General features: G+C 44.5%; 12 protein-coding genes. 3 read left to right on the top strand and 9 right to left on the bottom strand.

Annotated features, from left to right (window positions below):
* Positions 1–5 precede the first annotated feature (5 nt).
* Positions 6–758, top strand: coding sequence for a MobC family replication-relaxation protein (mobC, locus tag ABLV78_RS08625; protein ID WP_206159784.1), 753 nt, complete (start codon positions 6–8; stop codon positions 756–758).
* A 664-nt stretch (positions 759–1422) separates the two neighbouring features.
* Positions 1423–2274, top strand: coding sequence for a glyoxalase III HchA (hchA, locus tag ABLV78_RS08620; RefSeq protein WP_206159638.1), 852 nt, complete (start codon positions 1423–1425; stop codon positions 2272–2274).
* Positions 2275–2499: 225 nt separating this feature from the next.
* Here hchA and ABLV78_RS08615 read toward each other — a convergent pair whose 3' ends face one another.
* The 9 genes from ABLV78_RS08615 to ABLV78_RS08575 all read right to left on the bottom strand — a co-directional run bounded on the left by ABLV78_RS08615 (position 2500) and on the right by ABLV78_RS08575 (position 10933).
* The gene (locus ABLV78_RS08615) at positions 2500–3213 is read right to left on the bottom strand and encodes a hypothetical protein (RefSeq protein ID WP_206159639.1); all 714 of its coding nucleotides are present in this window, start codon (positions 3211–3213) and stop codon (positions 2500–2502) included.
* Positions 3203–4165 (bottom strand): MvdC/MvdD family ATP grasp protein, encoded by a 963-nt coding sequence (locus tag ABLV78_RS08610; protein ID WP_206159640.1) that lies wholly within the window; start codon positions 4163–4165, stop codon positions 3203–3205. Before ABLV78_RS08610 ends, ABLV78_RS08615 begins: the two co-directional genes overlap by 11 nt.
* The gene (locus ABLV78_RS08605; RefSeq protein WP_206159641.1) at positions 4165–4614 is read right to left on the bottom strand and encodes a hypothetical protein; all 450 of its coding nucleotides are present in this window, start codon (positions 4612–4614) and stop codon (positions 4165–4167) included. Before ABLV78_RS08605 ends, ABLV78_RS08610 begins: the two co-directional genes overlap by 1 nt.
* Positions 4615–4632: 18 nt before the next feature.
* The gene (gene hxsA, locus ABLV78_RS08600; RefSeq protein WP_199962833.1) at positions 4633–5268 is read right to left on the bottom strand and encodes a His-Xaa-Ser repeat protein HxsA; all 636 of its coding nucleotides are present in this window, start codon (positions 5266–5268) and stop codon (positions 4633–4635) included.
* Positions 5265–6377 carry a His-Xaa-Ser system radical SAM maturase HxsC gene (hxsC, locus tag ABLV78_RS08595; RefSeq protein ID WP_206159642.1) on the bottom strand — a complete coding sequence of 371 codons (1113 nt, stop codon included), beginning with the start codon at positions 6375–6377 and terminating at the stop codon, positions 5265–5267. The genes hxsA and hxsC overlap by 4 nt, the downstream gene beginning before the upstream one ends.
* A complete protein-coding gene (gene hxsB, locus ABLV78_RS08590) occupies positions 6370–7758 on the bottom strand; it encodes a His-Xaa-Ser system radical SAM maturase HxsB (RefSeq protein ID WP_206159643.1) in 1389 nt (462 codons plus the stop codon). Before hxsB ends, hxsC begins: the two co-directional genes overlap by 8 nt.
* A complete protein-coding gene (gene hxsD / locus ABLV78_RS08585; RefSeq protein ID WP_370552109.1) occupies positions 7758–8036 on the bottom strand; it encodes a His-Xaa-Ser system protein HxsD in 279 nt (92 codons plus the stop codon). The genes hxsB and hxsD overlap by 1 nt, the downstream gene beginning before the upstream one ends.
* A 256-nt stretch (positions 8037–8292) precedes the next feature.
* Complete coding sequence (locus tag ABLV78_RS08580; protein WP_206159644.1) at positions 8293–9231, bottom strand: ArdC family protein; 939 nt, start codon at positions 9229–9231, stop codon at positions 8293–8295.
* Positions 9232–10051: 820 nt separating this feature from the next.
* On the bottom strand, positions 10052–10933 hold the full coding sequence (locus ABLV78_RS08575; RefSeq protein ID WP_206159645.1) for a LysR substrate-binding domain-containing protein: 882 nt from the start codon (positions 10931–10933) through the stop codon (positions 10052–10054).
* 187 nt (positions 10934–11120) lie between these two features.
* Here ABLV78_RS08575 and ABLV78_RS08570 point away from each other — a divergent pair, with 187 nt between their 5' ends.
* The gene (locus ABLV78_RS08570) at positions 11121–12605 is read left to right on the top strand and encodes a UbiD family decarboxylase (RefSeq protein ID WP_206159646.1); all 1485 of its coding nucleotides are present in this window, start codon (positions 11121–11123) and stop codon (positions 12603–12605) included.
* The last annotated feature ends 8 nt before the right edge of the window (positions 12606–12613 follow it).

The raw sequence follows: 12613 nt of genomic DNA, 5'->3' as shown, positions 1-12613 counted from the left end.
GAATGATGCTTATCACCGCATACCGCGAGCGCCAGACCCGACATCGCGAGAAGATAAAACGACTGCTGAAATTCCTGAAAGAAGAAACGTACAGTGATTTTAAAACATTAATGCTGCTGTTCGGCTTCAGGGATCATAAATCACTGTATTCCCTTCTTTCAAAAGTTGTGGAAATGGGGTTAATACAAAAACACGTCCTGGTATCACGTACGAAGAAAATTTCATTGTGGGGAATAACCAACGACGGGCTGGCGGTCGTAATACAGCCTGATGATGAAATTTTCCCGGCCCGGTTTGAGCCTTCAAAACTCACAGGCTGGACGCTGGAACATCACCTTGATAATCAGATGGCGCGGATCATCCTCGAAAAAAAAGGCGCATGCGGCTGGATACATGGCGATCGCACAACTTTCCTGAGCCGTTATCAGGTCAGTCACCGCCCGGACGGGCTAATTGCCCTCCCCAGCGGCAAGGTGATCGCCATCGAGACCGAGCGCCATCTGAAAACCAAAGCCCGCTACCAGTCGATCATCGCCAGTCATTTACTGGCCCGAACACGTAAAGACTGGATCTACGTTTTTTATATTGTGCCAGACTCGCAAAAAAAACGCGGTCTTGAACGGCTGTTTGGCAGCATCCAGTACGTCATCGTGAATCATCAACACATCCAACTGGAAACCCGCCACAGGAATGTGTTCCGCATCTACACGATTGACGAATTGCAACGTCTCGATATCGCTACCTCAATGCAAATTTAAATTTTACTGAAGTCATGATAATAAGGGATAGCTCTCATTTTATGGTTCTGTCATGCGCCTAGTATAAGAAACTATTGCATTCAGGGGTGATCAGGATAGCTCTGGATACCATTCTTCAGATGCAAGAGATCTGAGGGGGCCTGAATTCTCTGAAACAGCATGTGAGAGAAGTTGCTCTACGGTATGGTTATGACTGTAGCCTATTTTTTCTCAGTTTCGTTCATGAAGAGGCCGTTCACTGAACGTATACTCCGGGGGGAAGTGAAGTTTTTTTATGAAAAAATCATATGAATTACTTACAGTTAAATCGATATTTTATAAAAATATCGATTGATTTCACCTGGCATAAAACTGGAACATAAAACTACTTTTAAAGTTATTGAATTGTCGTAATTTTGTTAGTGATATTTTGCAAAATATTATGATTCCTATATTCGGAAATATGGGCATTAAAGGAGCGTTTAGTTTGGGGGTATGAGTCATCAAAAGCTAAAGTGGTTCTTGGTTTACTGGGAATATCTCCGCATGCTGTAGCAAACCACCTGAGATACGTACGCAACCGTATGGAAGAGACTACCACTACTCAGGCTATCCTGGTCGCCCTTGTAACCGGCGAATTCAGGCCCGAGAAAGAGAGTTAACACCAATCAACGAGGAATACGTAATGACAAATGATACAAGTAAACATCCGAAAGTGGATCATGCCGAAGAAAACGCATTTTTCCCCTCGGACTATTCTCTGAGTCAGTTTACCAGCCCCGTATCTGACCTTAGTGACTACGACTATCCCAAACAGTGCATGGGAGGGAAGAAGGTGCTGGTCATCGCTGCGGATGAGCGTTACCTGATGACTGATAGCGGGGCTCTGTTCTCAACGGGAAACCATCCTGTTGAAACGCTTATTCCAATGTATCACCTGCATGCCGCTGGTTTTGATTTTGACATTGCGACAATCTCAGGTTACATGGCCAAGTTCGAATACTGGGCTATGCCGCATAGGGATGAGAAAGTTATGCCATTTTTCAGCCGGTATAGAGACAAGTTCCAAAACCCTGAAAAATTGTCTGATATATTGAATAGCCTGAACAAGCAAAGTGAATATGCTGCCGTGTTTATTCCTGGTGGCCACGGCGCACTGATTGGGCTGCCGGAAAGCAGCGCAGTAGCCGATACTCTTCGCTGGTTCATGAACAATGACCGCTTCGTCATATCCCTTTGCCATGGCCCAGCAGCATTCCTTTCGCTGCGCAATGGTGAAAACCCTCTTAAGGGGTATTCTATTTGCGCTTTTCCAGATTCAGCTGATAAGCAGACGCCTGATATAGGTTATATGCCTGGCCATCTCACATGGTATTTTGGGGAGGCACTTAAGCAAATGGGGATGAATATTGTTAATAATGATATTAAAGGAAGCGTATACAAAGATCGTAAGGTACTGACAGGTGACAGTCCTTTTGCGGCCAACGCACTTGGTCAATTGGCAGCTAAAGAGCTCCTTTCAGTTTATGCCTCCTGAATATTGTTAATTTGAATGCAAAATACAGAAAATGGCGTAATTGATCTGGCAGCGACAGTTTCATTGATACATGTATCTGTCAGATCATAATTTAGTTTTTTGGCACGTGGCGGATTTGGTGGCCCTGCTTTCTGTTCGCTCCGTGCCAGAAGCAGACATTGCTTGATCATACCCACCAATAGTGGACACGCGACTAATACAATTCAGCATTTAGATTCGCATCGGTCAAATTGACTCTATTCTATAAACATTAACTGGAGGTTGAATAATATCATGTTTATCATTACATGTAGTTGAAGATATCTGATTAGCAATGTCAATATTAGGAATAAAAGCCATGGAAGTTTGTAAAAATAGGAGCAAAACAAACGCAAGAAATGTTCTAAGTATAAGTTCATGCGTCATTTTAATACATGTTACCTTACGATTAACCCCGTCTCTATTTTTTCTAACAGCACAAAGATTTTCAACAATTAAATATTTTTTGTATTCATCTCCAGCCCCTCCCCAAATTTTGACTAAATCTATCGTGTCGATTCTATTGGAAGCAGAAACTTTTAAGGTATTAAAAGCCCATAATGCAGCTCTAAGCAAATTAGCAAGTGCATACACAAAAATTGCGAATGACAAAAAATTAACAAAAGCATTATTTTTATCACTACTAATAATACCGGGAACTAACGAGACTAATACAGGGGCAAGAGCAGTGATTGCTGTTAAATATATGGCAGCTTTACTCTCTGCACCTAATCTTCTTTGATTTTCTAATTCATTGAGTTTTTTTGCCTCATCTAGGGCTAGTTCACTTTCATTATTCCAGTCAGTATTTTTAATATTTAAGATATCGTTATCCAGCTTCTCTTGGTCTTGTCTTATTTCTTCAAGATTAAGTTCAACTAAAACTGGCCAAAAGAATTCTCTGATGTATTCAAAATTCATATCTACCGATCCTCATCAGTTCATCGACTATAGAACTAGCAATAGGAAGACCCGTCTGATTTTCTATCCATGCCCATTGACCGTTAGGATTAATTTCTAAAAACCAAAAAACATCATTTTCGTCGCAAATCAAATCTATTGCCCCAAATCGAAGATTAAGTGATTCGACTAAATCTATGCACTTAGAACTCACTGACGGAGGTAGCTCTAAAGATTTATGTTTTAAGTCAATTCGAGAACCCTTGCGCCAGTCTACCTTAGTTTCTTTATGACTTTGGGAGTAAATTGCCACAGAAAAAACTCTTTTTCCAACTACCGTTACTCTGACATCAAACTTTTTTAGTATCTCATGCTGAACTATAATAGGTACCAAAGAAAGTGAACTCGAATCGGCCTCATCTAGCTGACCTAACCTGTTGGTAAATATTATACTTTCAGTATCATCACTTATAAATAGAGCTTGTCGTAAAGGTTTGCCGATCATTTGAGAACTAGTGCTAGATCTTTTTATTTCTTCAAATGAATTAGTGACAATCGACTCTGGAACATTAAAACCCAAACGTTTAGCGACAACCAGTTGCTTTGGTTTATCTTCAGCTAAAATTATATTAGCAGGCGAGCAAAACCAAAAAGAATCAAGTCGCGAATAAAGACTCTTAAGGAAACTATTCCATTCTCCCTGAATGTAATCAGCAATACTAGGATCAGTTATAGAGGCAGGAACTTCGGGATTCCCAGGTCTACGAAAGTAGGCAGCTTTAACATCGATACCTTTTATCGTGTTTCCATTAATAGATATACTCCAATCCATAAATGATGAATCTGACATAGAACTGTATGATCTTGGCAAGTCTTCTGTATTAAGACGGAAGTACTTGATACCTCGTTTCTTTAACTCAACTACGATATAATCCATAGTTATATCGCGCTTATTAGTCACTAATAATATCATTAAATTACACCTTCCCCTTGGTGATCATAAGTATGCATAGAGAAATCCTCATCTCTTTCTACTGCAACAAATGTTTTAATAGATAACTCCAGAAAATTTCCTTTATTCCAGTTATCATCGTCTCGTTCTTGGATTGTATCTGTTTTCGTCATTAACTCTAATAGGTGATTCATACTTGAATCAGCATCATCCCTTTCAAGCTGCGCCTCTGTTTTAGTGGTTAACTCAAGCATAGAAATTGATGAATCATCATCGCTTTCTTGCCTTACTTTAGTTTTAGTTACTGTCTGTGTAAGAGTATATTTAGATATTATTGGGGTTTCTATCCTATCCTCTTCAACTACCCAAAGGTCTTGCTCATACGAGTACCAACCAGGAATGTTTTCCCCCTCGGTTCTCTCGGTAGCGAATCGAGCCAAAAACGGTAAAGCCGAGCTATTACTTTTCATTTTATGCCCCACTGAGATTTAACGAGCCAAAATATTTAAAGAATTCAATAATTGAGTGTCGAGTGTTTCAGTTGCAGGAATTGGTAATCCGTTCGCAATGCGGTAATTTTTCACAGACAGCCTTGTAGATGGCCCCATTATGCCGTCAATATTCCCGTTGTAAAATCCCTTGTCCAGCAATGCGAATTGAACACGCATGATCAAACGCTTACGTTTCTCTGCACCAGAAGTCAGCCCATTACTTGCACGGTTAACTTCTGAAGTTCCAACAGAATTGGTGGTCGTGGTTATGTTATTGTCGTTAGAGCGAAGTGCACGCACAGAGGAAGAGGACGATGAGGAACTTGTACCTGAACTTGAAGAGCCAGATGAGCTTGGTGAGCTGTATGTTTTAGGATAATAGGGTGTACTTCCACCATAGTACCCGCCACCTGATGATGATCTGTGAGAACTATGGCTCCGATGGGAGCTATGACTGCGATGCCCTGCAATATAGAATGGAACTTCGGTGTTAAGTGGGGCTATCACTAAATCATGTTCATTAAGAGTCATACCTGGCAAATCACTCGCTCCGGTAGATGAATCACTTGCCCATACAGAATTATTGAGTGCCAAAAATCCCGGAAGTAAAGCAGCGAAATTAAATTTTTTCATAAAATTGGTCTCGGTGGTTGATGAAAACGGCCTGTTGAGGAGCTGAAATAACCAGCACAGGAAGACTTCTGAGTGCATTCATCACATTCTTTCGGATAGTAATTTTTCCAATCAGAGATCGACTGAGCAGCAAGCTCCCAAGCTCTTTCAGGAAGATGACACAAAGGATAATTAAAAATTGTTAGAGGTATGCCTGACCTGTGTGCAACGTCTATGGCGGAGGTTATTTTCTCACTATAACTGCTGTGCTCAATGAAGATTGTTGACCAGTTCTTTCGTGCCCAACCGATAGATTCCAACCCCATAAGGGAAATCTGATTGATGTTGGAGAACACACGGCCAACGAACTCTACAATATCATCCAATTCTGTATAGTTAGCCAGTGTCGGAATAACTCTAAGTTCGATATTAATCCCTGAGTTTCCTGCATTAATTAACCCCTTAACCGTTTCATTAAATGCGCCATAACTCCCTACAAGATGGTCATGCACAAGTGGTCTTGATGAGTAGAGCGGGATACCAAAGGTGATTTTTATCTTTTTGCTTCGCTTTGCCATTTCCTGAGTAAAGTTCGTATCAGAAAATTTGCGTCCGTTTGTTAAAACATGCAAAGCAGTATCTGGTGAGTTCTCGATGATAAAATCAATGAAATGTAGGAAATCATCTCCATACAGCAGAGGTTCACCACCGCTGACCCCAACAACTCCATTCAAACCAAATGAAGCTATAGCAAGGGCTGATTGGGTAAGCAGCCAATCATCATTTGCTTTCTTTGGTGGCTGGGAACAAAACAGGCACAGGTTATTGCAGCGTTCCGTAACTAATACAGTATTATGATTGGCTCTGCGGGACAGAATAACGCGTATCATATTGCCATTGTTGATTATCCCAATATCTCCATCTTCAATTGACTCAAATAATTCAGTGCTAATAACAGAGTAATCAAAGCATGGTTGAATGGCATCATTATTGCCTTCAGCAACAACCAGTAAATTGGGCAAAAAGAATAAAGGGTTCACTGGTTTTTGTTTGCATAACCGATAGAACCCCGTGGGCACATTCTTTTTTGAAGCAAAATGAAAGATATCGTTCCTGATAACCTCAGACATATGCCCATCCTTTTAGCATCTCAGCCTTCGGACCACCTTCTGAGATGGAGTTCATCAGATACCTGAACATCCCCTTGTGATACTGACAAAACGTCGACCGACTCCTATCACCGACAGGCTCACCTTGTACACTTATGTTCTGGCATGGGTCTGCACCGCAAAATGGTTGATACGCGCATGTATCACAACCTGGCAGAGCAAAATTGAACGATGAACTCAATACTGCGTTATAGTAAGGACTCTTGGAAAATGATAGCGTCTTAACCTCACCTGCACTGAACTCCGTTTCAGGATTCACCTTCTGCAACATACGGCTCTCATCGCTACCATATACTCGACCGTCATAATTGAAAAGAATACTGTTAAGCACGACCCCACTTGGCGACTTCAAATCCGCATAACCACTAAAACCGGGATTGAAGATCCTTTTCAGATGAATGGAGGCCGAATGTTCCACAACCCTTATCCCTTCAATGTTGATCTTAAGGATTTCATCTATCAACGAGGCATAGAAACTTAAGTATTCGTCCATAGAAAAGGTGAACGATGCTTTTTGTGCAAACCCATAGGGACTAACAGGTCGGATAAACATGTCCTTGAGGCCAAGAGACAAGTGAGCCTGGACAATCGATTCAGGATGCCTGATAAGATCTTTAGTAACTGTAGTAACCGTTGCAACGCGACCAGCGCCTAAAGACCGTTTGATAGCCTCTACTCCTGATACTGTTCTACTGTAAGCAAGCCCATGACCAAGAATTCGATTACTGTTGTGAATAACTTCCTCACCATCAAGCGAAACAGAGAACGTTATGTTCCTGTCTCTCGACCATTCAAGCATATCCTCATTCAAGACAGACAGGCTTGATGCTATCACCATCTCAAAATCGTTGCGTCCCAGAGTTTCAGCGCATTGCTCATAGATAGACTGGATTAAATCGAACCGCAAGAGTGGCTCTCCACCCTGTATCTCTATCTTGTAAGGTGGCGTCGAGAGTTTTTTGATAGTAGAAATGATGTCTGGGATGAGATTAGGATTTAGATCATAACCAGAGGCGTTTACGGAAGCTCTACTGACCTGACAATACTTGCAAGTATGGTCGCAACGTAATGTGGGCACAATCATGAAAATTGGCCTGACTGCCAGTTCATTCATCAATCGTTTTGCAAAAGCAGCACTTAAAGCATAGGGGGTTGTGGCAGATGAGCTTTCATTGGTTATGAAAAGCTTACTTTCTAGGACGTTTGATTGTTCCGCACTTATTTGCTCATCAGCCAGATCAAGCAGGCCTTTCTCATCAATGAAGTGATGAAACCCAGCGAGATTGCTTAAAAACACGTGTCCATTGGGCAATCTGTCAAAATTGAAAGGCATCAATTCCATTAAGAAAGCCTTTCATCGACACTGCGAAGCACTTTATGGACAATAGAATCTCTCAACGCCCCTGTTTTATGCTCTAGTTTTTCTCGCAAAGTGTAATCATTCAGCAGCCTCTGGAATTCATAGAGGCATTCGGGGCTATCGCTTTCAAAAGAGATTGTCCAGTAGGATGGATCCTCACGGAGTTTCCATTGAGTAAGTGGAGTCATCCAGTATAGGCTGTTGCGTATAACCCATTCAGAATAAAGTTCTTTTTCAAACATCCTTTCGCACATTTCCATTACCTTCCAATACGAATAATCACTATCAGCAACCGCTTTAAAGCAGATTTTTCCTATGGAAACAATAATACAACATATCCGTTGATATGTTACAGTAACCGTACATAAGTTCCTTCTTTGGATTGTCTTAATTCCACTACAGGAACATGACTGTTTGGTGCTCGCTCTGCTTCACCAATATTACTAACTAAACCTTTACTGGTTTAGCACCCCAGCTCGCAAAGCCGCATTCCTTTACGGCTTTTGCCACTCAGCTTTAATCCATCAAATAGCGATGTGCTTTCGATGCCGCGCTGGCGGCCCTGAAAATATAGCGTTTGTCGTTCCTCAGTGCCTTAAGCCAGGAAGCGATATAACTTTCATGTTGAACTTCTCCAACTATCCCTAGATCCGCCATCAGGAATGCGCTCCCCAGCTCAGCGATCAACTCTTCAAACGCATAGCCCTCGCTGCCAAATTTCCCTTTCATTTCACGGTTCAGCCGACTTTTTGCCCCACTCCAGTGAACGAGCTCATGCAGGCCGGTTGCATAGAAATTGGCAGCATCGGCAAAAAGATACCGTTCCGGTAAGCGGATTTCGTCGGTTGATGGTGTAAAAAAAGCATTCTGTCCTTTTTCAATAATGGTTGCACCGCTACTATGAAAAAGTGCTTCTGCACGTGGTAATGGCTCAAAGGTCTCTGCCGGAAAAATGGCATCATCACTCAGGGGCAAACCGTCAATTTGTTCAACATTAAACACAGTGAATGTTTTCAGCATCGGAATATAGTCAGTTTCTCCGTTATCATTTTCCTTTTCCAGCGTGGTATAGAAAATCGCGGTAGTGCCGTGCTCTCCCTTGCGCACCTGCCCACCCACCGCTTTTGCCTGTTTGTAGGTCATCCAGCGTGAATCACAGAATCCCTGTTTTGACGCGCTGCACCAAAGCAACATGATATTCATTCCGCTGTAAGCCGTACCGGTGGCGTAATTCGACGGTAAACCGGACATACCGGGAGTTCGCTGCCAAGGACACACCCAAGGTTTAACTCCGGTTTCCAGCGCCGAAATTATGCTGTCGGTAACAGTCTGATAAATATCGGTTCTGGCTGTTGAACGTTTCGTTTTTGAGGAGCCTGACAGATCCAGCGAGGATACGCTGGTCGCCGCTGTCGTGTTAGGGGCACTTATCTGGGTATGAAGGGAAATAGTCATGTTTTTTCTCCGTCAGTGGTGTGATTTTCGTCTTCGTATCGCCTGACGGTTCGCTTTCCTTGCATCGTTCCATCCCGCAAGGGCGCAGCATGCGTGCCATTTACCCTTGCGGGACGGGTTGTGCTGGGAAACGATTAACCGGAAGCAGATACATGAACGGAAATCACGCGGGAGAATTAACTTTCCCTGCATAGACGGGTATAGAGCCCCTTACTCGCCAGTGGTGAAATAGGAGTTGGGGGTTGGGGGTTGGGGTTTGAATTTACAGGTATTAATTCAGATCTGAGCTGCCGGTTAATTTGTATGATAAAAACCAAGGCAATTATTTTTAACCTCAATTCGGAGATAGAAACTTGATGTTAATTAATATAATAACGTTTACGGAAGAACCACATAAAACCGGGCAATTTTAATTCAGGAAAACAAATAAAAAGAGTGACAAGCGTATTCTCTGGAGCGATGAATATCATCAGGAGATAAACAATGATTATCCAGAGTCCCCTTTTTGCAAGCATCATGCTCGCTCTGTCAGTGTTCTCTTCAGCACAGTCCATCCCTCTTGCCCGAGCGTTTCATCCTGAGGTTCCCATTCACCACCCTGCCGTCGTCAACTGTTCCGATACCGCAGAATTACCCGATGAGAAAATCGTCCTGCCGGTATCCCTAGCATCACGAATGCATTCCTGAAACACATCTTCCTGAAGATGGGATCTGGGGCAGAAACTGCGGCACCTCTCCCCGGTTTTATCTTCTCGATTTTGATAGCTGGCTATGACTCAACTGCAGCTATTTAGATATGAAGCAGGGTATTTCTTAAGATTCAACCAAGCGTTAAAGAGCGGACAAACTCGATCAGTTCCCTGCTTTTCCTGAATTTCGGCCAGCAAAGCGTTAGGGTCGTTGTGGCCTCGGGACCGTGCAGCAGGCAATAGCAGACATTAGGCAACGTTACAGAACGCTGGGTTTCTGGCACCAGCGTAACTCCTATTCCCATCGACACCATGCCAATAGCCACCGCAACATCGCGAGTAAAATAGATTTTTGGCGGGACAAACCTGGCCATCTCACAGGCATGTAATGCAGACCAGCCTAGCCCGATCCCGGGCGGATCTTTCTGGATCATAAATGTATCCCCGGACAACGTCTCCAGCTCTATTTTACCGGCACCTGCCTGCGGATGCGTGTGCGGTACTGCGGCGATGAGTGACCTGGTGGCGATATCCACGTAGTCCAGGTTGGCAAAATGCGGAACAGGCGATCGTAGCAGCCCCATATCCAGTTGATGGTCGAGCAGGAGGGTGAGCTGTTCGTCAACGTTGTGCTCCTCAATAACAATCTCAACATCCGGTTTAGTCTCGCGAAAACAGGTGATTAACCGTGTCAGGGCGGGATCAAGAATGGAAGATCCGACATAACCCAGTATGAGTTGTCCTTTATAGCCTTTTCGGAGGCTACTCGCACGGCTCAGCATTTTTTCGTAATGACTGACGGCGCTCCGCGCCTCCGCTGCAAGCTGAGTTCCTTCCACAGTCAGCGCCACATGACGACGATCACGCGTAAATAGCACCATGCCAAGCTGATCTTCCAGCACTCTAATCTGACGGCTTAAGGCTGGCTGCGTGATGTTGAGCCGCAGTGCGGCTTTTCCAAAATGCAGTTCTCTGGCAAGCACCACAAATGCATGCAAATACCGATAGTCCACACGTTCCTCCAATCACTATTTTCGATAACAATCCCACATTAAAAACGTCGTTAATGTGATTAGACGGGGATTTATGTTGCCTCACATACTGTCAGTGATGTAACGGCTCGTCCTGTTATTGCCTGCAGGATGAAGATAAAAGCACGCCGGGCAGGCTGTCTCCCGGCGACTTACTGAGGAAAACGTAATGTCTCAAACACAAAAAGTGACTGACCTGCGCAGTGCGCTGGCCGTACTGCACAAGTTTGATGATGAGCTTATCGAAACCGATGAACCCGTTGATCCAAGTGCAGAACTGTCGGGTGTGTACCGCTACATTGGTGCGCACGGTACTGTCATGCGTCCGACCCGTATCGGTCCAGCCATGCTTTTTAACCGGATTAAAGGCTATACCGATATGCGAGTGCTGATAGGCCTTCTCGCCTCGCGAAAACGCGTGGCCCGGCTACTGGATACCACACCCGATAAGCTGGCCTTTTTACTGAAAGACGCGGTAAGCACCCCGATAAGTCCTGTCGTTATTCCGCAGGAAAATGCCGTCTGTCAGGAAGTAGTCCATCTGGCATCCGATCCGGATTTCAGTATCCTCAACATCCTGCCTGCACCCACGAATACGCCGGAGGATGCCGGTCCTTACTTCACTCTCGGTATGTGCTACGCCGCCGATCCACATACCGGCGATCATGACATCACTATTCACCGCCTGTGCGTGCAAAACAGGGATGAAATATCCATGTACTTCGTTCCCGGTCGGCATCTGGATGTGTTCCGTCAGAAGGCAGAGGAAGATGGGGCCCCACTTCCCATCTCGATCAGCATTGGTGTTGACCCAGCCATTGAAATCGGTGCCTGCTTCGAACCGCCCACAACTCCACTTGGTTTTGACGAACTGTCAGTGGCAGGGAGCTTGCGCAAACAGCCTGTCGAGCTGTGCCAGTGTCTGACCGTGAATGCCCGGGCCATTGCGAACGCCGAAGTCGTTATCGAGGGGGAACTCATTCCTAACTATCGGGTCAGGGAAGATCAAAATACCAACAGTGGGAAAGCCATGCCGGAATTCCCCGGCTATACCGGACAGGCACAGCAAATGGTGCCAGTGATTAAAGTGAAAGCTATCACCCATCGCCGTCACCCCATTCTGCAGACCTGCATTGGTCCAAGTGACGAGCATACCAATATGGCGGGGATCCCCACCGAGGCCAGTATTCTGCAACTAGTAGAGCGCGCCCTTCCCGGCTTTGTGCAGAATGTTCACTGCCCGTCACCCGGTACCGGAAAATATCTTGCTGTATTACAGGTTAAAAAACGTCTGGCAAACGATGAAGGTCGTCAGCGTCAGGCGGCTCTTCTGGCCTTCTCTGCATTCTCGGAACTCAAGCATGTGATTCTGGTTGATGACGATGTGGATATTTTCGATCTCAATGACGTGATATGGGCAATGACGACACGCTATCAGGGGGATATCAGCACGGTGTTCATACCCGGTGTAAGGTGCCATCCCCTCGATCCGTCCTCTGACCCGGCTTTTAGCTACTCCGTCCGCGACCATGGGATCGCCTGTAAAACCATTTTCGACTGTACCGTTCCGTTCACGATGAAAGGCCAGTTTCGCCGCTGCGAATTCATGGAGGTCGAGATCAGTCGTTTCCTCCCGGATAACTTCAAGTACTGAGGACGCCA

The organism is Klebsiella sp. CN_Kp075 (assembly GCF_040065055.2).
Taxonomy (GTDB): domain Bacteria; phylum Pseudomonadota; class Gammaproteobacteria; order Enterobacterales; family Enterobacteriaceae; genus Klebsiella; species Klebsiella aerogenes.
The sequence above is the reverse complement of the archived record's forward strand: the minus strand, read 5'-3'. Positions and strand labels throughout refer to the sequence as shown.

Excerpts from the sequence above, each read along its gene's own strand:
- hchA (WP_206159638.1), top strand. The coding sequence starts at position 1,423 with ATGACAAATGATACAAGTAAACATCCGAAAGTGGATCATGCCGAAGAA.
- ABLV78_RS08610 (WP_206159640.1), bottom strand. The coding sequence starts at position 4,165 with ATGATATTATTAGTGACTAATAAGCGCGATATAACTATGGATTATATC.
- ABLV78_RS08570 (WP_206159646.1), top strand. The coding sequence starts at position 11,121 with ATGTCTCAAACACAAAAAGTGACTGACCTGCGCAGTGCGCTGGCCGTA.
- mobC (WP_206159784.1), top strand. The coding sequence starts at position 6 with ATGCTTATCACCGCATACCGCGAGCGCCAGACCCGACATCGCGAGAAG.
- hxsB (WP_206159643.1), bottom strand. The coding sequence starts at position 7,758 with ATGGAATTGATGCCTTTCAATTTTGACAGATTGCCCAATGGACACGTG.
- hxsD (WP_370552109.1), bottom strand. The coding sequence starts at position 8,036 with ATGGAAATGTGCGAAAGGATGTTTGAAAAAGAACTTTATTCTGAATGG.
- hxsA (WP_199962833.1), bottom strand. The coding sequence starts at position 5,268 with ATGAAAAAATTTAATTTCGCTGCTTTACTTCCGGGATTTTTGGCACTC.
- hxsC (WP_206159642.1), bottom strand. The coding sequence starts at position 6,377 with ATGTCTGAGGTTATCAGGAACGATATCTTTCATTTTGCTTCAAAAAAG.
- ABLV78_RS08615 (WP_206159639.1), bottom strand. The coding sequence starts at position 3,213 with ATGAATTTTGAATACATCAGAGAATTCTTTTGGCCAGTTTTAGTTGAA.
- ABLV78_RS08605 (WP_206159641.1), bottom strand. The coding sequence starts at position 4,614 with ATGAAAAGTAATAGCTCGGCTTTACCGTTTTTGGCTCGATTCGCTACC.
- ABLV78_RS08580 (WP_206159644.1), bottom strand. The coding sequence starts at position 9,231 with ATGACTATTTCCCTTCATACCCAGATAAGTGCCCCTAACACGACAGCG.